The sequence below is a fragment of the Fuscovulum ytuae genome, assembly GCF_029953595.1.
Classification (GTDB): domain Bacteria; phylum Pseudomonadota; class Alphaproteobacteria; order Rhodobacterales; family Rhodobacteraceae; genus Paragemmobacter; species Paragemmobacter ytuae.
Genome location: NZ_CP124535.1, coordinates 1,727,002 through 1,746,853, shown reverse-complemented (window position 1 = coordinate 1,746,853; position 19,852 = coordinate 1,727,002). Strand labels below are relative to the sequence as shown.

General features: G+C 63.9%; 21 protein-coding genes. 6 read left to right on the top strand and 15 right to left on the bottom strand.

All coding sequences use genetic code 11. The features are described 5' to 3' along the window. Nucleotides 1-97: 97 nt before the first annotated feature. The 8 genes from QF092_RS08395 to rlmJ all read right to left on the bottom strand — a co-directional run bounded on the left by QF092_RS08395 (nucleotide 98) and on the right by rlmJ (nucleotide 6,457). Entirely contained in the window at nucleotides 98-925 is an 828-nt protein-coding gene (locus QF092_RS08395; protein WP_281469855.1) for an ABC transporter permease, read from the bottom strand. A 10-nt stretch (nucleotides 926-935) separates the two neighbouring features. Then, nucleotides 936-1,820, bottom strand: coding sequence for an ABC transporter permease (locus QF092_RS08390; protein WP_281469353.1), 885 nt, complete (start codon nucleotides 1,818-1,820; stop codon nucleotides 936-938). 42 nt (nucleotides 1,821-1,862) lie between these two features. After that, nucleotides 1,863-2,594, bottom strand: coding sequence for a transporter substrate-binding domain-containing protein (locus QF092_RS08385; RefSeq protein WP_281469352.1), 732 nt, complete (start codon nucleotides 2,592-2,594; stop codon nucleotides 1,863-1,865). Nucleotides 2,595-2,639: 45 nt separating this feature from the next. After that, a complete protein-coding gene (locus QF092_RS08380) occupies nucleotides 2,640-3,419 on the bottom strand; it encodes an ABC transporter ATP-binding protein (protein WP_281469350.1) in 780 nt (259 codons plus the stop codon). 115 nt (nucleotides 3,420-3,534) lie between these two features. Further along, complete coding sequence (locus QF092_RS08375) at nucleotides 3,535-4,302, bottom strand: phosphate/phosphite/phosphonate ABC transporter substrate-binding protein (RefSeq protein ID WP_281469348.1); 768 nt, start codon at nucleotides 4,300-4,302, stop codon at nucleotides 3,535-3,537. Further along, nucleotides 4,299-4,736 carry a tellurite resistance TerB family protein gene (locus tag QF092_RS08370; protein ID WP_281469346.1) on the bottom strand — a complete coding sequence of 146 codons (438 nt, stop codon included), beginning with the start codon at nucleotides 4,734-4,736 and terminating at the stop codon, nucleotides 4,299-4,301. Before QF092_RS08370 ends, QF092_RS08375 begins: the two co-directional genes overlap by 4 nt. A gap of 46 nt (nucleotides 4,737-4,782) precedes the next feature. Next, entirely contained in the window at nucleotides 4,783-5,679 is an 897-nt protein-coding gene (locus QF092_RS08365; RefSeq protein ID WP_281469344.1) for a PhzF family phenazine biosynthesis protein, read from the bottom strand. Beyond that, entirely contained in the window at nucleotides 5,672-6,457 is a 786-nt protein-coding gene (gene rlmJ / locus QF092_RS08360; protein WP_281469342.1) for a 23S rRNA (adenine(2030)-N(6))-methyltransferase RlmJ, read from the bottom strand. The genes QF092_RS08365 and rlmJ overlap by 8 nt, the downstream gene beginning before the upstream one ends. Nucleotides 6,458-6,612: 155 nt before the next feature. Between rlmJ and QF092_RS08355 the strand changes: the two genes are divergently transcribed. Then, on the top strand, nucleotides 6,613-7,275 hold the full coding sequence (locus tag QF092_RS08355; RefSeq protein ID WP_281469340.1) for a TerC family protein: 663 nt from the start codon (nucleotides 6,613-6,615) through the stop codon (nucleotides 7,273-7,275). Between the two features lie 148 nt (nucleotides 7,276-7,423). Here the strand turns inward: QF092_RS08355 and QF092_RS08350 are convergent, their stop codons facing one another. The 3 genes from QF092_RS08350 to QF092_RS08340 form a co-directional block, all read right to left on the bottom strand. After that, nucleotides 7,424-9,067 carry a CTP synthase gene (locus QF092_RS08350; RefSeq protein ID WP_281469338.1) on the bottom strand — a complete coding sequence of 548 codons (1,644 nt, stop codon included), beginning with the start codon at nucleotides 9,065-9,067 and terminating at the stop codon, nucleotides 7,424-7,426. Nucleotides 9,068-9,224: 157 nt separating this feature from the next. Then, nucleotides 9,225-9,608: a preprotein translocase subunit SecG gene (secG, locus tag QF092_RS08345; RefSeq protein WP_281469336.1), complete on the bottom strand. Its 384-nt coding sequence runs from the start codon at nucleotides 9,606-9,608 to the stop codon at nucleotides 9,225-9,227. A gap of 67 nt (nucleotides 9,609-9,675) precedes the next feature. Next, on the bottom strand, nucleotides 9,676-10,065 hold the full coding sequence (locus QF092_RS08340) for a VOC family protein (protein WP_281469334.1): 390 nt from the start codon (nucleotides 10,063-10,065) through the stop codon (nucleotides 9,676-9,678). 182 nt (nucleotides 10,066-10,247) lie between these two features. Between QF092_RS08340 and QF092_RS08335 the strand changes: the two genes are divergently transcribed. Together QF092_RS08335 and QF092_RS08330 are read left to right on the top strand one after the other, a co-directional pair. Next, a complete protein-coding gene (locus QF092_RS08335; protein ID WP_281469332.1) occupies nucleotides 10,248-11,540 on the top strand; it encodes an adenylosuccinate synthase in 1,293 nt (430 codons plus the stop codon). Nucleotides 11,541-11,561: 21 nt separating this feature from the next. Then, complete coding sequence (locus QF092_RS08330) at nucleotides 11,562-11,798, top strand: DUF2842 domain-containing protein (RefSeq protein WP_281469330.1); 237 nt, start codon at nucleotides 11,562-11,564, stop codon at nucleotides 11,796-11,798. A 94-nt stretch (nucleotides 11,799-11,892) separates the two neighbouring features. Here QF092_RS08330 and QF092_RS08325 read toward each other — a convergent pair whose 3' ends face one another. Next, nucleotides 11,893-14,508 carry a hypothetical protein gene (locus QF092_RS08325; RefSeq protein WP_281469328.1) on the bottom strand — a complete coding sequence of 872 codons (2,616 nt, stop codon included), beginning with the start codon at nucleotides 14,506-14,508 and terminating at the stop codon, nucleotides 11,893-11,895. Between the two features lie 224 nt (nucleotides 14,509-14,732). On the opposite strand from QF092_RS08325, the gene QF092_RS08320 reads away from it, so the two are divergent. Further along, nucleotides 14,733-15,431 (top strand): thiamine diphosphokinase, encoded by a 699-nt coding sequence (locus QF092_RS08320; RefSeq protein ID WP_281469326.1) that lies wholly within the window; start codon nucleotides 14,733-14,735, stop codon nucleotides 15,429-15,431. Here QF092_RS08320 and QF092_RS08315 read toward each other — a convergent pair. Next, entirely contained in the window at nucleotides 15,376-16,317 is a 942-nt protein-coding gene (locus QF092_RS08315; protein WP_281469324.1) for a DMT family transporter, read from the bottom strand. The genes QF092_RS08320 and QF092_RS08315 overlap by 56 nt on opposite strands. Before the next feature lie 125 nt (nucleotides 16,318-16,442). On the opposite strand from QF092_RS08315, the gene QF092_RS08310 reads away from it, so the two are divergent. After that, a complete protein-coding gene (locus QF092_RS08310; RefSeq protein WP_281469322.1) occupies nucleotides 16,443-17,069 on the top strand; it encodes a hypothetical protein in 627 nt (208 codons plus the stop codon). 6 nt (nucleotides 17,070-17,075) lie between these two features. On the opposite strand, the gene QF092_RS08305 is transcribed toward QF092_RS08310, so the two are convergent. After that, a complete protein-coding gene (locus tag QF092_RS08305) occupies nucleotides 17,076-18,455 on the bottom strand; it encodes an L-serine ammonia-lyase (RefSeq protein WP_281469320.1) in 1,380 nt (459 codons plus the stop codon). 6 nt (nucleotides 18,456-18,461) lie between these two features. Beyond that, nucleotides 18,462-19,118, bottom strand: a complete 657-nt coding sequence (locus QF092_RS08300; protein WP_281469318.1) for a glutathione S-transferase family protein — start codon at nucleotides 19,116-19,118, stop codon at nucleotides 18,462-18,464. A 167-nt stretch (nucleotides 19,119-19,285) separates the two neighbouring features. Between QF092_RS08300 and QF092_RS08295 the strand changes: the two genes are divergently transcribed. Beyond that, nucleotides 19,286-19,837, top strand: a complete 552-nt coding sequence (locus tag QF092_RS08295; RefSeq protein ID WP_281469316.1) for an EF-hand domain-containing protein — start codon at nucleotides 19,286-19,288, stop codon at nucleotides 19,835-19,837. Nucleotides 19,838-19,852: the final 15 nt, after the last annotated feature.

Below are 19,852 nucleotides of genomic sequence, written 5' to 3'. Positions count from 1 at the left end.
CCTGTGTTCGATCCCCTTCCATCCAGACCCCATGTCCGGCGCCGCCCCTTGGACGAACCCAGACATCCGTCCGGGGAATTTGATCAAATCTAGGCTACTATCGGATCACCTGCGGACGCAAGCGGATTCTGGCGCGCATATTTGACGGCAAATGGCGGTTCAGGCGACGGTTGATCACGCCGAACACCCAGATCAACAAAAGCGTCAGGCCGATGAAATACAGGCCTACGATCGGGTAGGGGATGAAGGGGTTAAACGTCTTGTCGGCGAAATAATTCGCGTAATAAAGCGCATCCCCCTTTTGCTGAAACGCTGGAAAGCCCGAAAAGAAGACCAGCGTCGTGGCATGGAACAGGAAGATCGCCTCGTTCGTATAGGCGGGCCAGCCAAGGCGCAGCATGGTGGGCCACAGCACCCGCCGGAACCGCGACCATCCGGTAATGCCATAGGCATCTGCCGCCTCGACATCCCCTTTCGGCACCGATTTCAACGCGCCATAGAAGATTTCCGCCGAATAGGCCGCCGTGTTCAAAAACAGCACGAACAACGCCCCCGCCCATGCCCGCGTCGTCCATGCCGTCTCGATGGTTATGCCAAGGACATTGATCCCCGCCTTGGGCAACAGGACCAAAAGCTCATAGGCCAGAAAGAACTGGATGAAGAGGGGCGACCCCCGGAACACGAAAATGAACCATTCCGCAGGTTTCCGCAGCCAGGGCGACCCCGCCGCCTTGGCCAGAGCCAGCGCATTGGCAAGGAAGAACCCGAAAAACAGCGCCAGCACGCCGAAATAGATGTTCCAGATCAACCCCGACCCGATGAGCGTAAAATGCTGGCACAGGGTAAAGTCGGATCGCGGCAGCAGCCGTTCTCCAATCCCGATGGACCGCAGCCCATAGGCTTGGATCGTTTCAAGGCAGGTCATCGGCTCCATCTCAGGTCCCAGCCTTGCGCAACTGCTCGCCGCCCAGCGTGGCCTGCCCATGCGACAGGCGCCGTGTCAGACGGGCGAGAAAGACCTCCGACACCCGCGTGAAGGCAAGGTAAAAGACCAGAAGGCCAAGGAAATAGAACACCCGCCAATCGCCATGCGGATAGGGGTTGTTCCCGCTCGTCTTGGCGCTGCCCAATTCGCGCGCCCAATAGACAATGTCTTGAATCCCCAGCAAAAACAGCAAGGGCGTGGCCTTGATCAGGATCAGCCACAAGTTCGACAGGCCGGGCAGCGCATAGACCCACATCTGCGGCACCAGCACCCGGCGGAACACCTGCCGGGGCGTCATCCCATAGGCCTCGGCCGTTTCAAGCTGCGCTCGCGGCACGGCTTGCATCGCGCCATAAAGCACATTGGCCGCAAAAGCGCCGAAGACCAAAGCAAAGGTGAAGACCGCCGTGCCAAAGGCATAGGCCGAATGCCAGATCGCCGCAGATGTCGCGAGTGGCACCTTGGCTGCCGGGCAGACACGGAATTCCGTTCCGTTCCAGACGGGCTGCGCAAGGTCGTCGCAGACGAAGAGATGCTTCGTCCATTCGATTCCCTGATCCAGCGCGATCACGAAAAACAGGAAATAAACGATGTCGGGCACGCCGCGCACGGCGGCGATATAGCCCTTGCCGATCCAAGACACGGGCAAAAGGGGCGACCGTGCCGCCATTGCGCCGCCAAAGCCAAAGGCCAGCGCGACCGGGGCGGTCACGGCCAGCAACATCAGCACGGTCAGGAATGACCAGTAGAAATTGAAATGCGTCCCTGTGGTCAGGTAGCAGCTCAGCCAGGTCAGGCCGGACAGTTGGCTAGGATCAGCGCAATATTCGAACATGGGATGAAAGAGGGGCGGCCATCAAGGCCGCCCCCGATTTGCTCAAAACAGCGTCGCGTCTTCGCCGAACCACTTGCTGATCATCGCGTTCAGCGAACCGTCATCCTTCATCGACTGGATGGCGGCGTTCAGCTTGTCCTTCAACTCGGTATCGCTCTCGCGCAGGCCGATGCCCACGCCGCCGCCCAGCTGCACTTCATTGGCCAAGAGCACGAGTTCGCCATTCGAATCGCGCGAGATCGGGGCCAGATAGTCCTTGTCGGCAAAGACGGCATCCGCCTCGCCATTCTTCACCGCAGCCACGGTTTCATCCGGCGTCGCGAATTCCAGCAGGGTCGCGCCCGATTCCGCCACATAGCCCGCCTGAATCGTGCCGGTCTGCGCCGCGATCACCGCGCCTTCGCCCGTATTCGCATCCGCCGTCAGCGCCATATAGGCCGACGAAGCCGGGGGGATGTAGTTCTGGCTGAAATCGATGACCTCGTCGCGTTCCGCCGTGATCGACATGCCCGCCATGATCAGGTCGTAGTTGCCCGATTGCAGGTTCGGGATGATCGAATCCCATGCATTCTGCACGAATTCGCAGGTCAGGCTGGCGCGGGTGCACAGCTCATTGCCCAGTTCGATCTCGAACCCGGTCAGCTGGCCAGTGGCCTGATCGATATAGTTGTAGGGCTCATAGGCGCCTTCAGTGCCGATCCGCACCACGTCCTGCGCCAGCGAGGCGCCCGCAGTCAGCGCCAGCAGCGCGGTAGCAAGCATCATCTTTTTCATCTGTATCTCCCTAGGGTTTGATGCTGGTGTTGGGTTGCCCGGCCCTTAGGCCGTGGCGGAAAGGAAGCCACGCAGCCGTTCGGTCTGCGGGTTTCCAAAAAGCTGATCGGGTGGACCCTCTTCCTCGATCTTTCCTTGATGCAGGAAGATCACATGGTCCGACACATCGGCGGCAAGCTTCATGTCATGGGTGACAAGGATCATCGTGCGCCCCTCTTCGGCAAGCGCCTTGATGACCTTGACCACCTCCTGCTCCAGTTCCGGGTCAAGCGCCGAAGTGGGTTCATCGAACAGCAGCGCGCGCGGTTCCATGCAGAGCGCCCGCGCAATCGCTGCCCGCTGCTGCTGCCCGCCCGACAATTGCGCAGGCCAAGCCTCGCATTTCTCCACGATCCCCACCTTGGCAAGGTAGCCGCGCGCCTTCTCCTCCACCTCGCGCGGATCGCGGCGCAGGACTGTCACAGGCGCTTCCATCACGTTTTGCAGGATGGTCATATGGGACCACAGGTTGAACTGCTGAAACACCATCGAAAGGTTGGTGCGCATCCGCATCACCTGCGCCTTGTCGGCGGGGTGGCGGCCCATGCCCACGCCTTTCCAGCGCACGGCCTCGCCCTCAAACTCGATCTCGCCGTCCTGACTGTCTTCCAACAGATTGCAGCACCGCAGAAGCGTGGACTTCCCCGATCCCGAAGACCCGATCAGCGAAACGACATGCCCTTTGCGGGCCGTCAGATCGACGCCCTTCAACACCTCCAAAGAGCCATAGCTCTTGTGCAGGTTCCGGATGCGGATGACGGGTGTATCAGGATTGGACGAGGTCACTGTTGGCAGCAGGCTTGTTGTTATCGGGTCTTATGTGGGGTCCGAGTAAGACTGATCAACCGGGGCAATGCAACGCCCTTTCGGTATAGCGAACGCACCGTCGCCGCCGATTTGATCAGTTTTCTTGCGCGATCTGGTCAGGTGCGGGGGGAATGGGCACGGCAAGATAGGCCTCGGCCGGGATCGTGACGATCCCGCGAAGGCGCAGCCGCGCGCGATCTTCCGGCGCAAGCCGCGCGATGGCTGCGGCCACGGCGGCAAAGATTGCCCCCGCACCCCGTCCCTTTGCGGTGATATAGGGCAGGGCAGGGGTCGGGTCCGTCGCCCCGATCACCTTCACGCCCGAAACATCCTCAAACTCTGAAATCAGCGACCAAGTCAGCGCGTCAATGGCCGCCAAGTCGGCCCTCCCCTCGGCCACCGCAAGGAACGAGGCGCGATGTGACCCCGTCTCGACCCCCGGCAAAAGCCTTATGTCGTGCATCGCCGCATGATTGATCGGCGCAGCCCAACCCGATTGCGACAACCCGTCGTTAAAGGCGATCCGCGCCCCGTCAAATGCCGCGAAATCTCCGCGCGGATCATCCGCCCGCGCGATGAGGATTGACCGATAATATCCCGGCGCACAGCCCTCATTGCCAAAATCCGGCGTGCCGACCAGGTCCACCCGACCATGCAGCCGCGCCCGATAGGGAAAGCCACAGGTCTGCGACAGGATCAGGTCCGCGCTTTCCCAGTGCGGCATAAGCATCGCATCCCCCCGGCGCAGCGCCTCCGGCGCGGCAATCCCTCGCGCGGACAACTCCTCGCGGATCAGCGCCCAATAGCGATCCGTTTCCGCCCGCAGTTCCGGACGGTCATACATCGGCAGCGACGCGATCATGCCCGTTCGGCCCTCTGCCGCGCCAGCCCCGATTCCACATCCGTCAGCCCCAGAAGAGAGGCGACCATCCGCAGCAGCCTGTCTTCCTCGGCATCGCGCACCCCATCGGCCAGCGCGACCTTCCACAGCGCCTCCATCAACGCCGCGCGATCCTCCAGCGCGGTCGCCGACTTAAGGGCGCGGGTGAAACGCACCGTGTCGGGGGCCAAGGCCTCCAAATCTTCGGCCTCGCCGCGCAACTTCGCCACCTCAAAGGGGCCAAGCCCATGCCGGGTCATCAGGATACGGTCGATCTTTTCCACCTCTTCAGCGGAATAAAGGCCGTCGGTCTTTGCCACCCGGACAAGAAGCGCAGCCAAGGCAAGGCGCGCATCGGGTTCGGGCAGACGGGCGGGTTCGGGGGCGCTCAGCGCGCGCAGGATGGCTTGCAGCATGGCGCGCAGATTAGCACCCGCCGCGCCTGCGGCAAGGGCGCGCGCGTCACGGCTGCGGGATCGTGATACGGCCTTCCGAAATCGCCACCGCCGCGCCCCGGATGCGCACCGCGCGCAGGGCCCCACCCGCGACATCCACCGTCATGAACAGGTCCGATGCCCGTCCCATCTCGACGCCCTGCCGCAGATGGAACCGCGTCGCGCCATCGCTCAAGACCCCGCTTGCCATCAGTTGCGCCGCAAGGATCGCCGTGGCCGACCCGGTTGCAGGGTCCTCTGGAATGCCCGCCGTGGGCGAAAACATCCGCGCCCGGACGTCGCAATCCGCGCCGGACGTGTAAAGATAGGCGCTATCCACCCTCGCCGCCGCCATCACCGCATCCCAATGTGGCTGCATCACCCGCGCCCGTGCCAGCGCGGCAAGCGAGGCGACAGGCACATACAAAAACCGTGGCCCGCCCTGCCAGATCCCCGGCCGATGCGCGCCAAAGCCGATCTCTTCTGGCGTCAGACCAAGGGCTTCTGCCAAGGAACCATCCACCCGCCCCTCCGTCCCATGCGGAAGGACGGGGGCGGTAAACTCTGCCTCCGTCACGCCGCCTCTGCGCCAGACGGTGACAGGCACCAGCCCCGCCTCCTCCTCCAGCACCAGATGCCGCTCGAAATCTCCGCTCTCCGCATCCATCCCGGCCAGCAACACCGCGCATCCGATAGTGGGGTGGCCCGCAAAAGGAATTTCCGCCGTCGGAAAGAAGATGCGCACCCGCGCCCGATGCGCCGCATCGCGCGGTGCCATCACGAAGATCGTCTCCGACAGGTTGAATTCCCGCGCGACAGTCTGCATCTGCGCCGTGGTAAGCCCATCCGCCCCCAACACCACCGCCAGCGGATTGCCCGTGAAGGCCTGCGTGGTGAAAACGTCCAGCGTGCGGAATTCAAGCATCCGAAATCCCCCGGAAAAGCGCATCCAGCCGCGCGCATTCCTCATCTATCCCGAAGGGCGGGTTCAGCATCCAGATCCCAGACCCCACCATCCGATGCCCCGCGCGAACCGGCGGAAAGCGGACCTCATGGCGCAAGGCCCCCGGATGCGCGGTCATCAGCGCCTCAAGCATCGGGCGATGCGGGCCATCTGTCAGGATCGGATACCACAGCGCGATAATCCCCACATTCCACTTGCGCGCGATCTGCCCGATGAATTTCGGGATCGTCTGATAATCCGCCTTCACCTCATAGGATGGATCGATCAGCAGCATCCCCCGCCGGGGCGTGGGCGGGGTGATCGCCAGCGCCATCTCAAACCCGTCCCGCTTTTGGATATGCGCCCCCCATGGCTCCAAAAGCGTCACCAGCGCCGCATGTTCCTGCGGATGCAGTTCCGCCAGATGCATCACATCGCCCTCGCGCAGCCCCATCGCCGCCAGCAGCGGCGACCCCGGATAGGCCTGCGCCCCATGCAGCGCCCGCACCCCGGCCAGCGACCGCCGATAAGGGTGATCCGCCGAAAAGGCCCCTTCGATGCGCGCGATCCCCAAGGCCGCTTCGCCGGTCTTTTCCGCCTCTGCCCCCGAAAGATCGTAAAGCCCGCGCCCGGAATGGGTCTCGATATAGGACAGCGGTTTGTCCTTGCGCGTCAGATACTCGAGCGTCCAGCACAAAAGCGCGTGCTTCTGCACATCGGCAAGGTTTCCCGCGTGATAGCTGTGCTGATAGGAAAGCATGTCCCCGCCTAACCCGGAAGCCGCGCCCCGCGCAAGCGGGCCTGATGCTGCGGTGATGCAAGAACGGCCCTTTCTTGCGCCGCGCCGAACTGCCCGATTTACAGCGCCCCGCCACAGGCGTAGCCAAACCAAAACCCAAAAGGGAACCGAGGGACATGTTCGAACTTTTCACCGCCGAGGGCCTGACCGCCTTGGCGCAGGTCATCGCCATCGACCTCGTGCTAGCGGGCGACAATGCCGTGGTCATCGGCCTTGCCGCCGCAGGCCTGCCGAAAGAGATGCGCACCAAGGCCATCCTTGTGGGCATCCTTGCCGCAACCGTGCTGCGCATCGTCTTTGCCATGGTCACCACGCAACTCATGGCGGTGACGGGGCTGGTTCTGGCGGGGGGTATCCTTCTCCTCTGGGTCTGTTGGAAGATGTGGCGCGAACTTCGCGAAGGCCACGCCGCCGAGGAAGAGACCGCGCAAGAGGCGCTCGCCGATGCCGACCTCAACCGGGACGGCATCGTTGCACCCGCACCGCGCAAGACCTTCCGTCAGGCGGCGGTGCAGATCATCATCGCCGATGTCTCCATGAGCCTTGATAACGTCCTCGCCGTCGCAGGGGCGGCGCGGGAACATCCGTCCGTCCTGATCCTTGGCCTTGCCCTCTCCATCGCGCTGATGGGCCTTGCGGCCAGCTTCATCGCGCGGCTTCTCAGCCGCCACCGCTGGATCGCCTATGTGGGTCTGGCGATCATCGTCTATGTGGCCTTGAAGATGATCTGGGAAGGCTGGCACGAAGTTGGCCCCGCCATGGCGGCAATTCTGGGCTAGGCTGCCACGAAGATCGACATGGTCCGACCGCGAAAGCGTTTCCTGACACAGGAAACGCACCGGAATTTGACGCAAATTCCGGCTCCCGCCGGTCATCACCCGTTTTCTGCGCGCAGAAAACGCCGCGAAATCTGCGTCAGATTTCGCTTTACACCAGCCGGCTCACCTCCACCGCCGCGCGCACGAAATCGGCAAAGAGCGGATGCGGCGCAAAGGGCTTCGACTTCAGCTCCGGGTGAAACTGCACCCCGATGAACCACGGGTGATCCTTCACCTCCACGATCTCGGGCAGCCGCCCATCGGGGGACATGCCGGAAAAGATCAGCCCGCATTTCTCAAGCTTGTCGCGATACTGGATATCCACCTCATAGCGATGGCGGTGGCGTTCCTCGATCACCGCCTCGCCATAGACCTGCGCGACCCTCGACCCATCCTTCAGATGCGCCGTATAGGCCCCCAGCCGCATCGTGCCGCCCTTGTCATCCGTCACCTTCCGCGCGACGACATGGTTGCCCTGCACCCATTCCTTCAGGTGATAGACGACAGGCGTGAACCGCTTCTCGCCTGCCTCATGGTCGAATTCCTCCGACCCCGCATTGGCAAGGCCGACCAAGTTCCGCGCCGCCTCGATCACCGCCATCTGCATTCCAAGACAGATGCCCAGATAGGGGATCTTCTTTTCGCGCGCGAATTGCGCGGCCTTGATCTTGCCTTCCGTCCCCCGTTCCCCGAACCCGCCGGGCACAAGGATCGCGTGGAAATTCTCCAGATAGGGGGCGGGGTCTTCACGCTCGAAGATCTCGGCATCGATCCATTCGGCGCGCACCTTGGTGCGATTGGCCATCCCGCCATGGGTCAGCGCCTCGGCAATCGACTTATAGGCGTCCTCCAGCTGCGTATATTTCCCTACAATGGCCACCCGCACCTCGCCCTCGGGATGCGAGATGCGATCCATCACATCCTCCCACCGCGCAAGGTTCGGCTTCGGCGCGGGTGTGATGCCAAAGGCATCCAGCACCGCCTGATCCAGCCCAGCCTTGTGATAGGCAAGGGGTGCCTCGTAGATCGTCTTCAAGTCATAGGCGGGGATAACCGCCTCTTTCCGCACATTGCAGAACAGTGCGATCTTTTCGCGCTCCTTCTCCGGGATCGGATGTTCCGATCGGCAGACCAGCACATCAGGCGCCAGACCGATCGACTGCAATTCCTTCACTGAGTGCTGCGTTGGCTTTGTCTTCAACTCCCCGCTTGCCGCGAGATAGGGCAAAAGCGTCAGATGCATCAGGATCGACTGGCCGCGCGGGCGTTCATGGATGAATTGCCGGATCGCCTCAAAGAACGGCAGCCCTTCAATATCACCCACTGTGCCGCCAATCTCGCACAGCATGAAATCGACCTCGTCATCCCCGATCCGCAGGAAATTCTTGATCTCATTGGTCACATGCGGAATGACCTGAATCGTCTTGCCGAGGTAATCCCCCCGCCGTTCCTTCTCTAGCACATTGGAATAGATGCGCCCGGATGAGATGCTGTCGGTCTGCCGCGCATGCACGCCGGTAAAGCGCTCGTAATGCCCAAGGTCCAGATCGGTTTCCGCCCCGTCATCGGTCACGAAGACCTCGCCATGTTCAAAGGGCGACATCGTGCCGGGATCGACGTTCAGATAGGGGTCTAGCTTGCGCAACCGCACCGTATATCCCCGCGCCTGCAACAGCGCCCCAAGTGCCGCCGAAGCCAGCCCCTTGCCCAATGAGGACACCACGCCGCCGGTGATAAAGATATAGCGCGCCAAGGTCGGATCTCCCGTGATGTCTGGTCAAAGGGGCGATGTGAAACCCTGCAAGGGAATCGCACCATCACGGGAGTTAAGCCTTACCCGACCTCGGCCCGGCTTGCAACCGGGCCGCAAGATACGGGCCGTCCCGTGGTATTCGCGTCAATAGGTGGTGTTACGGATTGGCCGCAGGCGGGGTTGCCGGGGCATCAGCCGCGGGCGGCGCCAGGGGCGCATCCGCCGGTGCCGGGGGCAGAAGATCAGACCCAAGCGGCGCCTCGCCCGGTTCCGGTGCCGGGGCATCCGCGCCGATCTGGTCGATCACCGACCCGCCGCCTGCGCCCTGCGCCGCGAAATAGGTCAGCGTCAGCGAGGTGATGATGAAACACACCGCGAAAAGCCATGTCAGCTTTTGAAGCGCGGTCGTCGCACCGCGCCCCGTCATCACGGAATTGCCACCGCCCATGCCAAGCCCGCCCCCTTCTGACCGCTGCAGCAGCACAACGCCGACCAGCAGCAGCGCAAGGATCAGGTGGATGGTGAGGACGACATTTTCCATAAGGCAGGCTTTCCGCGATCTGACGCGCCTATCTAGGCGTATGGGGACAGGCGCGCAAGTGGGCGCGTCACCCCTCGGCCCCGCCCTCGCAAACTGCCGACAGTTTGTTGCCGTCAGGATCGCGCACATAGCAGGCATAGAAGGATGGGCCAAAGGGCCGCAACCCCGGCGCACCCTCATCGCTTCCGCCATGCGCCAAGGCGGCGGCGTGGAACGCGTCCACCGCCGCCCGCGTTGCGGCCACAAGCGCAGGCATCGACCCGTTGCCCACCGTGGCGGGACGCCCATCGAAAGGCCGCGTCACCCAAAGGCGGCAACGGCTATCCCCCGGCGCGGCATAGCCGATCTCGCCCTCCAGCGTGCGGGCCCGGTCAAGACCCAGCGTCGCCATAACCGGGTCATAGAACCGCATCGCGCGGTCAAGGTCGTTGGTGCCAAGTGTGATGTAAAGGAACATCCGCCAACCCTGCCGTCCGCCGATCCTGCCGGCAAGGCCGAAATTTCTTCGAGGAAATTTGCAAATTCCTTCGCACGAATTTGGCCCACAGGCCCCATGCCGCGACCATTTCCCCGTTTCCATCCCCCCCGCACCTCGCTATAGGACGCACGGTTTCACTGGACCGGAAAAGGACAGTCCCGATGGCAAACGTGGTGGTCGTGGGCGCCCAATGGGGCGACGAGGGCAAGGGCAAGATCGTCGACTGGCTGTCGGAACGCGCCGATATCGTCGCCCGCTTTCAGGGCGGGCATAATGCGGGCCATACCCTTGTCATCGATGGCAATGTCTACAAGCTTTCGCTCCTGCCTTCGGGAATCGTGCGCGGCGGCAAGCTTTCGGTCATCGGCAATGGCGTCGTCCTCGACCCTTGGGCGCTTCTGTCTGAAATCGAAAAACTCCGCGGCCAAGGCGTCGATGTCTCGCCGGACAACCTGCTGATCGCGGAAAACACCCCCCTCATCCTGCCCGTGCATGGCGAGTTGGACCGGGCGCGTGAAAGCCAGAATGCCGTTGCCAAGATCGGCACCACGGGGCGCGGCATCGGCCCCGCCTATGAAGACAAGGTCGGTCGCCGCAGCGTCCGCGTGGCCGACCTTGCCGATGAGGCAACGCTCGATCTGCGCATTGGCCGCCTGCTTACCCATCACAACGCGCTGCGCGCGGGTCTTGGCCTTGATCCGATTGATGCCGCTGCGCTGAAGGCGCAACTCCTTGAGGTTGCGCCGAAGATTCTGCCCTATGCGAAACCCGTCTGGAAAGTGCTGACCGAGGCGCGCCGCGCCGGCAAGCGCATCCTGTTCGAAGGCGCGCAAGGCTCGCTTCTGGATGTGGATTTCGGCACTTATCCTTATGTCACCTCCTCCAACACGCTGGCCGGGATGGCCGCGACCGGCACGGGGCTTGGCCCGACGGCGGTGGATTTCGTCCTTGGCATCGTCAAGGCCTATACCACCCGCGTGGGCGAAGGCCCTTTCCCTACCGAACTTTTCGATGCCGATGGCGAAAGGCTTGGTGAACGCGGCCATGAATTTGGCACGGTCACTGGGCGCAAGCGGCGCTGCGGCTGGTTCGATGCCGTCCTCGTGCGCCAGACCTGCGCCACATCGGGTGTGTCGGGCATCGCGCTGACGAAACTTGACGTGCTGGACGGCTTCGAAACCCTGAAGATCTGCACGGGCTATGAACTGGATGGCGAACGGCTGGATTATCTGCCCACCGCCGCCAATCTTCAGGCCCGCGTCAAGCCGATCTACGAAGAAATGGAAGGCTGGACCCAATCCACCGCCGGCGCGCGGTCTTGGGCCGATCTGCCGGGGGCTGCGATCAAATATGTGCGCCGGATCGAGGAATTGATCCACTGCCCGGTCGCCCTACTTTCCACTTCGCCCGAACGCGATGACACGATCCTCGTGACCGACCCCTTCGCCGACTAACAGACAGGAGCAGGACAGACGATGGCGCTTCCCTACAAGACCCGCCGCCGCCTTTCGCTGCTGATCCTGCTGATCGGCCTGCCGCTTTACATTGTGGTGGCGGTGAATGTCGTTGGCCTGTTCGACCGCCCGCCGATCTGGCTGGAACTGCTGATTTATATCGGCCTTGGCATCCTTTGGGCGCTGCCTTTCAAGGCGGTGTTCAAGGGTGTCGGGCAGGCAGACCCGGATGCGCCCGACGACGACGCGCGCAACTGATCCCCGAATGGAAAAAGGCGGCCCCGATCAGGTCCGCCTTCCCCTTGGGGCCCGGTTGGCAGCACCCGGCCCGCGATTCCGTTTGGCCGTGGGGTCAACCCACCATCTTGCGCGCCTCGGCCAGATAGGCCGATTCCTCGGTCAGCGTGAACTGCCCGCGACGGATTTTCGCAATGCGCCCCTTGCGCAGCAACGCGCCAAAGCTGCGTAGCCCGTCTTCGCGCTGGAAGCTGCCCGAAGGCACCACCGCCGCCACATTCTGCATCAGCGCCGGGCGGCTGAAATGGTCGCGCCCTTCGACGCCCGACAGATAAGCCGCCGCCGCTTCGAGGATCTGCTCAAGGCTCTCCGCCCCGACCCTTTCCACGAATTCGGCAAAACCCCGGCTGTCGCCGAACAGGTTCTCGTCGTTTTCGTCGGCATCCTCATCATCAAAGGCCTCGGCTGCCTGCATCGCCGCCCCGGATGAGGCGACACGGCGCGGGCGCACCGGGGCAACCTGTGCCGGAGCGGCCGGTGCCACAGGCGCCGCTGCCGGACGCGGACGATCAATCCGCTGTTCCGATACCAGAACCAACGGGGCAGGGCGCTCTGCCGCCCCTTCACCGCCACGGCCCGGCAGGACATTCTTCACCGCCATCGCCAGATCATTGCGATAGCGCGCCAGACGCGACACCTTTTCATTGTCCTGCGGGGCATCCCCGGTGACCTTGCGTTCCGCCACCGTCGCCGCCACAGCTGCGCGCAGATGCTGGATGGCCGACAGGCGACGCTTGGCCTCGCTGCCCTCCATCTCGTTGTCGGTCTGCTTCATCAGGCGGCTTACCGCCTCATCCGCCGACGGCCCGTCAAAGTTCTTGCGCCCCTCTGTCGCCACCGAAAGATCGGCCACGACATCGGCCTCGCGCCGCGATGCATCGTCCTGTTCGACCCCGCTCAGCGCCGCCAATTCGCGTTGCAACGCCGCTTCATCTTCGGGCGAAAGGATCATCTCCACCTCGCCGATCTTGTCCAGATCGGGGGTGTCCGCCGGGGCTTTCGCCTCTTCTGCGGGTTGCTCCTTGGCTGCCGCGGGTTCTTCAACCGGCATCTCGGACAAAGCCGTGACGTAATCCGCAAGGGCGGGTTCTTCATTCGCCATCGCGCTTACTGGCGCTTCGGCCTGCGTGTCTTCGGATGTCGCCGCCTCTGCCTCATCCGGTTTGCGGATACGGATCACGCGGGCGCGGGCACGCATCAGCTTTTCTTGCGCGCCGGGGCGCAGTTCCGGCGCGGCGGATGCCGCAGCCCCAACCATAGCAGCCGCCGGGGTGTCATCAGCGACCTCCTCGGCCAGCTCTTCCGCCACTTCGGCAGGGGCCTCTGCGGGGGCTTCCTCGGTGATCTCGACCGCTGCCGCGACCTCAACCTCAATCACCTCGACCGCTGCGGCAACGTCAACCTCAACCTCAACCTCAGCAACCTCAACCTCAGCAACCTCAACCTCAACCTCGGCCTCGCTCGCGTCGGCTGCATCTTCTGCCTCTGCTTCCGCAGGGGTCGGGGTCGGTTCGGCCACGTCCGCGGCTTCGCCCAGCACGGCCTCAAGCGAGGCGCGCATCGCCGCCTCCTCATCCACCGTTGCTGCCGCATCCGCCATCACTTCGGCAATCGGATCGGCCGTTTCTGCAGGGGCCTCAAGGACTGGCGCGTCCACGACGACCGCCTCTTCCTCGACCGCCGCCAAGGCGCGGGCAAGGCCTTCGGGCAGATCGACCGCCGCAACCTCATCCTCGGCAAAGACATCGTAGCGGGCTGCCGCATCCGCAGCCTCTTCGGCTTGCAACTGCGCTTCTATCGAAAGCTCCGGCGCGGCCTCATCGACCATCGCCGCAACCTCAGCCTCCGGCGCGGCCTCTTCGACCACCGCCACAGCCTCAGCTTCCGGCGCGGCCTCTTCGACCACCGCCACAGCCTCAGCCTCCGGCGCGGCCGCATCGACCACCGCCGCAACCTCAGCCTCCGGCGCGGCCTCATCGACCACCGCCGCAACCTCAGCCTCCGGCGCGGCCTCATCGACCACCGCTACAGCCTCAGCCTCCAGCGCGGCCTCTTCGACCACCGCCACAGCCTCAGCCTCCGGCGCGGCCTCATCGACCACAACCACAGCCTCAGCCTCCAGCGCGGCCTCTGCCGCCTCTTCCGGCATCGCCTCTTCGGCCATCTCGGGCAGAAGATCAGCCAGCGCTTCGGATGAGGCCTGTCCTTCGGCCTCAATCACATCCTCGACCAGATCCTCGACATAATCGGGGATGGCAAAGCTCACCACGGGCGCGGTCGCAACCGGCACCGCCGCCAAAGGCTGCGCGGCCACATCCGACCGGAGGCGCATCAGCCGTTCCACCGCCGATTCGCTGGCCACCGTCGCCGCAGGGGCGACAGCGGGCGAAACAGCTGGGGCCACGCTGGCAGCAGCAGCCACAACCTCTGGCGCAACCGTGGTCGCAACCGGTTCCGCCGCAACGGGTGGCGCGATCATCGGTTCCGACGGTTCCGCAGGCTCGGACGCCCGCAGCACCACGCCATTTTCCTGAATCTTTGCCTCGACCCTGCGCTGGATCTCGCGCTCGGCGATCCGATGCAGCATGGCAGCATCCGGCGTCGGGGGTTCCGCGCCGAAATAGCGGTCCTCTGCGGCGAGGTCGCGGAAGTATTCCGCAATCGCCTTCATTGTGTTGAAGGGATCGTCAAACCCCTCCAAGGTACAAGAGAAGGTCCCGTATGAGACCGTCAGAATTTTACTCGCCCCGTTCATCGGATGCTCGCTTTGCCCAGGTTCGGTCCGTTCAATCTACCGTCTTCCTGTTCCTTTTGATGGACAGATGGCGGTAATTTGAAGGATTGATTATGGCCCACGAACGCTCGACTTGCCTCAATTCGAAAGACAGTATCGCCATGAATCCCCCCATTGTTCAATCGTTCGATGGGGTCACACTGGTTGGCGGTGCGCCTGTGTCGCGGGCGGCGTTCCGTTTGGCCCTGTCTTATGCGCCCCAGTTGGTCGCCGCCGATGGCGGGGCGGACCGGGCCCTTGCCGCAGGCCATATCCCCAAGGCTGTGATCGGTGATTTCGATTCGATTTCCGATGCCGCCCGCGCGGCCCTTGGCCCCAACCGCCTTTTCCCCATCGCGGAACAAGCGACGACCGATTTCGACAAGGTGCTGCGCTCCGTCTCGGCCCCCTTCACGCTGGCGCTGGGCTTCACTGGGGCGCGGATCGACCATGGGCTTGCGGTCTTCAACACCCTTGTCCGCCATGCGGATCGGCGCTGCCTCGTCCTTGGTCCGCGCGACGTGGTCTTTCACTGCCCGCCGCAGATCAGCCTTCGCCTTCTACCGGGGGATCGCCTGTCGCTTTTCCCCATGGCGCGCGTCACGGGACGCAGCACGGGCCTTGACTGGCCCATCGACGGGTTGACGCTTGCCCCCGATGGGATGATCGGCACGTCCAACCGTGTCTCGGCGCGTGAGGTGCGGCTTGAGGTCGACAGCCCCGGCTTGCTGGTCATCCTGCCGCGCGCGCGCCTCGATGCCGCGCTCAGATCGCTTCTGGGGGAAGGCTGGCAGCCGCCGCCCGCTTCGCCTTCGCGCTGATCCGTTCCCGGTGGATGACATAAAGGCCTGACGACACGATCACCGCAATCCCGGCCCAGGTCATTGGGTTGGGGAAGTCGCCAAAGATAAGATAGCCCAGCGCCACCGCCGCCACGATTTCGGAATAGTGCAGCGGGGCCAGCGTGGCCGATGGCGCGAATTTCAGCGCATAGGTCATGCACATATGGCTGACGCCCGCCCAGAACCCCACGCCGAACAGCCACAGCCAATTCAGCCCCGCAGGCATCACCGGGTCCAACTGCGCCCAGCCCGTGCCATCAAACATCAGCATCAGCGGCACGCAGATCGCCGCCCCGGCCAGCGAGGTATGCATCTGCATCGTGACGGGGTGCATGTAGGCCGACATGGCCCGCGTCACCAGCATGTAGAAGGCAAAGAAGAACGCCGTCCCCAAAGGCCACAGCGCCACATAGCCAAATGCGGCGATCGAAGGCTGGATCACCAAAAGCGCCCCGCCAAAGCCCACCGCACTCGCCGCGATCCGGCGCGGCCCCACCTCATCGCCAAAGATAAGCCGACCAAGGATCAGCAGCACAAACGGCTCTACAAAAGCGATGGCCAGCGCATCGGCCACCGGCATCACCGCGATCCCCGACACGAAAGAGAACGTGGACAGGATCAGGAACACCGCCCGCAGAAAGACAAAGCCCAAGACCCGCGCCGACACGCCCCAAGCCAGCCCCATCCACAGCACCACAGGCAGCATCAAGGCCCCCTGCACCACGAACCGCGCTGTGGTGATCTGGCCCACCGGAATGCCGTTTTCCGCCGCCAGCTTGGACGATACGTCAAGCAAAGGCGCAAGCGCACAGAAGGCAAGCATCAGAACGATGCCGGGAAAGATGCGGTCAGGCTGTCGGCTCATGCCCCCGTGGCTATCCGGGCGCCCCGGCCTCGTCCATCGCAAAAGCGACATGCCGTGGCGCATCCCCCCTTGCCCTTCGGCCCTTACACCCGCAATCATTGACCCGTGTGTAACGGAGGTGTGGTGTGCTGGTTCTGCCGACGGCTCGACTTGTCTTTCTCGCAACGCCCAAGGCGGCCTCGCAGGCGATCAGGGCCATGCTTGGCCCCTATGCCGAAACCCCCGAAACCGCGCGCCAGTTCCCGCATATGAACGCCGCCACCTATGCCCGCCGCTGGGCGCCCTTTCTGGCGGAAACGCTGGGATACGCGCCGGAAACCTGCGCCGTGATGCGCGAGCCTATGGAACAAATGCAAAGCTGGTTCCGCTATCGCCAGCGCGAGGCACTGATCGGCCATCAGAATTCCACCCATGGCCTGACCTTCGCCGAATTCGTCGAGGCGCGTCTCGCCGACCCCCAGCCGCCCTTCGCCGCCGTCGGACGGCAGGACCGCTTTCTCGGCTTTCTCGATGATGGCCCCCCGGTCACCCATGTCTTCGATTACGCGCAACTCGATCTTTTGGTGGCCTTTCTCCAAGGCCGCCTCGATGCGCCGCTCTCACTTGAATCCCGCAACGTCTCGCCGCTGCCAGAGGGCGAGACGTTCGATCTTCCCGCAGCCCTTCTCAAACGCTTCAAGAAGGCCCATGCGGCGGAGTTCAAGCTTTACGAACGCGTGGCCGCAAAGGGCTATCTGCGCACCCGCAGCTGATCCGCCTCAGCAATTCGGCACATTCACGGCCAGCCCGCCAAGGCTGGTTTCCTTGTATTTCTCGTGCATGTCCCGCCCCGTCTGGCGCATCGTTTCGATGCAGACGTCAAGGCTCACCAGATGGATGCCATCCCCGCGCAGCGCCAAGGACGCTGCCGATACCGCCTTGATCGCGCCCAGCCCGTTTCGTTCGATGCAGGGCACCTGCACCAAACCCTTCACCGGGTCGCAAGTCATGCCCAGATGATGTTCCAGCGCGATCTCGGCGGCGTTCTCCACCTGCTCGGGCGTTCCGCCCAGAACGGCGCACAGCCCCGCCGCTGCCATCGCCGCCGCCGAACCCACTTCGGCCTGACAGCCGCATTCCGCTCCGCTGATCGATGCGTTGTGCTTGACCAGCCCGCCCACCGCCGCCGCCGTCAGCAGAAACTCCCCCACCCGGCTGGCCGAGGCCCCCGGCACATGATCCAGCCAATAGCGGATCACCGCAGGCACCACGCCTGCCGCGCCATTGGTGGGGGCGGTCACCACCTGCCCGCCCGCCGCGTTTTCCTCATTCACCGCCATCGCATAAAGCGACATCCAGTCATTGATCGTATGCGGCGGCGTCATGTTCAGCCCCCGCTCCGCCATCAGCGCATCATGGATGCCCTTTGCCCGACGCCGCACCTTCAGGCCACCGGGCAGGATGCCTTCGCCCGCCATGCCCCGTGTGATGCAATCGTTCATCACCTGCCAGATGCGTTCCATCCCCTTGTCCAGATCGGTGGCCGAGCGGAACTTCAACTCATTCGCCCGCTTCATCTGCGCGATGGAAAGGCCCGATGCCTTGGCCATTGCCAGCATCTCATCGGCCTTTTCAAACGGATAGGGCACATCCGCCCGCGCCTTGGCCTTGGCCCCGCCTGCCTCGTCCAGTTCCGCCGCCGTCAGAACGAACCCGCCGCCGATCGAATAATAGGTCTCTTCCATGATCACATCGCCCTGCGCGTCTGTCGCCTTCAGGATCATGCCATTGGCATGGCCGGGCAGGGCCGGGCCATAGTCGAAAACCAGATCACGCCCCGGATCAAAGGCCATCTCGCCCAGACCCGGCACCTCGATCACCTTGCGGGCCTTGATATCGTCCAGCACCGCCTCGGCCTTTGCGGCATCGTAAGTCGCGGGCTCAAACCCCGCCAGCCCAAGGATCGTCGCCCGATCCGTCGCATGGCCCACCCCGGTAAAGGCCAGCGACCCATGCAAGGACGCGCGCAACCCTCGGAAATGAAAGGGCGAAGCGCGCATCTTGTCCAGAAACCGCGCCCCCGCCACCATCGGCCCCATCGTGTGGCTGGAGGAGGGGCCGACCCCCACCTTGAACATGTCGAAGACGGAAAGGAACATGGGGGTTCAGACCTCCGGATCGCTGAAGAAAGGCCCGCTCAAGCCATTCGCCGCGCCTGCGCGCTGCGCCGCGGGCCGTGCCTCGCAAGCCTGCGCTATGGCCAGCAGCGCGGGAAAGTCCTGTGCGGAAATGGCAAGATCGCCGGCCCACGGAAAGGCCTGCATCCATCGCAACAGCATGGAAATGTAAATCCCCAGAACGCCGGGCCGATCCGCCGACAGCCAGCTTGGGCGCGTTTGCGCAACCGCCTCCAGCGCCGCCATCCGCTCCAAAAGCCGCGCCCGCGCGGCCTCGGCCACGATGCGGGCATGGTCCTCGCTCACCCGATAGGGGTGGATCAGGTCCATCACCGCCGTATGCAGCCCGTTATTGACGAAGACGAACCATGACAGGAACGCCCCCCGCTCCGCCGCGCCGGGGGCGGGGGCCAGCCCATGCCGTTCGCCCAAGTAAAGCAGACAGGCCCCGGTTTCAAAAACCGGCCCCTCCGGCGTTTCCAGCGCAGGCACAAGGCCCATCGGCTGCCGCGCCAGATGGTCTGTCGATCTCAGTTCACCCTTATCCGCATCCAGAAAGACCGCCTCATAAGGCACGCCCGCCTCTTCCAGCGCCACATGCACCGCCAGATTCGCGAAATCCTGAACGCCAAACAGCCTGTACATCCGCCACTCCCCTGAACGCCGCGCCACAATGCGCCGGGGCATAGTCGCACATGCTGCGGAAAGCGACATCTCGAAACCATATTCCGCACGGCACCCCAGCGATTTTCACCGACCGTTAACCCGGAGGGCCCATCCTGCGCCCCGTGAACCTCTAGAACGGAGTCGTCATGCGCGCCCTTTTCCTCCTGTCCCTTCTTCCGCTGCCAGCCGTCGCGCAGCAGGTGGCCCCGTTGCCCGCCACCCTTTCCCCCGATGTGGCCGAGGTCATCCTTGCCCGCCCCGATCGCTTTGCCGATCTGGCCGCCGACCTGATCCATGGCCATGGCAGGGGCGGGGCCATCACCCCTGATGCCATCGAAACCGCCATCGCGTTGGATCGTGCCTTTTTCCGCACCCGCGCCCTTCGGCCGTTCCACGAATCCGACCTTGATGCCAATGGCACCCTGACCACGCCCGAAATCACCGCCCGCGCGGCGGTCCTTTCGCCCCCGGCCCGCGCCCGCCTGATGCGCGACCTTGCCGCCGCCGATACCGATGCCGATGGTGCCCTGTCCCCCGCCGAACTCGCCACCCATGCCGAGGCAGCGGTCGCCCGCGCCTCCCGCCCGCTCGATGAGGCGCTTTTGCGCGCCGTCGCCGCCTTTGACACCGATGCCGACGGGCAGGCCAGCCTCGCCGAAATCACCCGCGCCCTTCCCACCGCGCCCCCCACGGATTGATCCTTTCGCGGGGCC

What these genes read in the sequence shown, in the direction of transcription:
- QF092_RS08395 (WP_281469855.1), bottom strand. Translation starts at nt 925, where the DNA reads ATGACCTGCCTTGAAACGATCCAAGCCTATGGGCTGCGGTCCATCGGG.
- QF092_RS08390 (WP_281469353.1), bottom strand. Translation starts at nt 1,820, where the DNA reads ATGTTCGAATATTGCGCTGATCCTAGCCAACTGTCCGGCCTGACCTGG.
- QF092_RS08385 (WP_281469352.1), bottom strand. Translation starts at nt 2,594, where the DNA reads ATGAAAAAGATGATGCTTGCTACCGCGCTGCTGGCGCTGACTGCGGGC.
- QF092_RS08375 (WP_281469348.1), bottom strand. Translation starts at nt 4,302, where the DNA reads ATGATCGCGTCGCTGCCGATGTATGACCGTCCGGAACTGCGGGCGGAA.
- QF092_RS08370 (WP_281469346.1), bottom strand. Translation starts at nt 4,736, where the DNA reads ATGCTGCAAGCCATCCTGCGCGCGCTGAGCGCCCCCGAACCCGCCCGT.
- QF092_RS08365 (WP_281469344.1), bottom strand. Translation starts at nt 5,679, where the DNA reads ATGCTTGAATTCCGCACGCTGGACGTTTTCACCACGCAGGCCTTCACG.
- rlmJ (WP_281469342.1), bottom strand. Translation starts at nt 6,457, where the DNA reads ATGCTTTCCTATCAGCACAGCTATCACGCGGGAAACCTTGCCGATGTG.
- QF092_RS08355 (WP_281469340.1), top strand. Translation starts at nt 6,613, where the DNA reads ATGTTCGAACTTTTCACCGCCGAGGGCCTGACCGCCTTGGCGCAGGTC.
- secG (WP_281469336.1), bottom strand. Translation starts at nt 9,608, where the DNA reads ATGGAAAATGTCGTCCTCACCATCCACCTGATCCTTGCGCTGCTGCTG.
- QF092_RS08340 (WP_281469334.1), bottom strand. Translation starts at nt 10,065, where the DNA reads ATGTTCCTTTACATCACACTTGGCACCAACGACCTTGACCGCGCGATG.
- QF092_RS08335 (WP_281469332.1), top strand. Translation starts at nt 10,248, where the DNA reads ATGGCAAACGTGGTGGTCGTGGGCGCCCAATGGGGCGACGAGGGCAAG.
- QF092_RS08330 (WP_281469330.1), top strand. Translation starts at nt 11,562, where the DNA reads ATGGCGCTTCCCTACAAGACCCGCCGCCGCCTTTCGCTGCTGATCCTG.
- QF092_RS08325 (WP_281469328.1), bottom strand. Translation starts at nt 14,508, where the DNA reads ATGAAGGCGATTGCGGAATACTTCCGCGACCTCGCCGCAGAGGACCGC.
- QF092_RS08320 (WP_281469326.1), top strand. Translation starts at nt 14,733, where the DNA reads ATGAATCCCCCCATTGTTCAATCGTTCGATGGGGTCACACTGGTTGGC.
- QF092_RS08315 (WP_281469324.1), bottom strand. Translation starts at nt 16,317, where the DNA reads ATGAGCCGACAGCCTGACCGCATCTTTCCCGGCATCGTTCTGATGCTT.
- QF092_RS08305 (WP_281469320.1), bottom strand. Translation starts at nt 18,455, where the DNA reads ATGTTCCTTTCCGTCTTCGACATGTTCAAGGTGGGGGTCGGCCCCTCC.
- QF092_RS08300 (WP_281469318.1), bottom strand. Translation starts at nt 19,118, where the DNA reads ATGTACAGGCTGTTTGGCGTTCAGGATTTCGCGAATCTGGCGGTGCAT.
- QF092_RS08295 (WP_281469316.1), top strand. Translation starts at nt 19,286, where the DNA reads ATGCGCGCCCTTTTCCTCCTGTCCCTTCTTCCGCTGCCAGCCGTCGCG.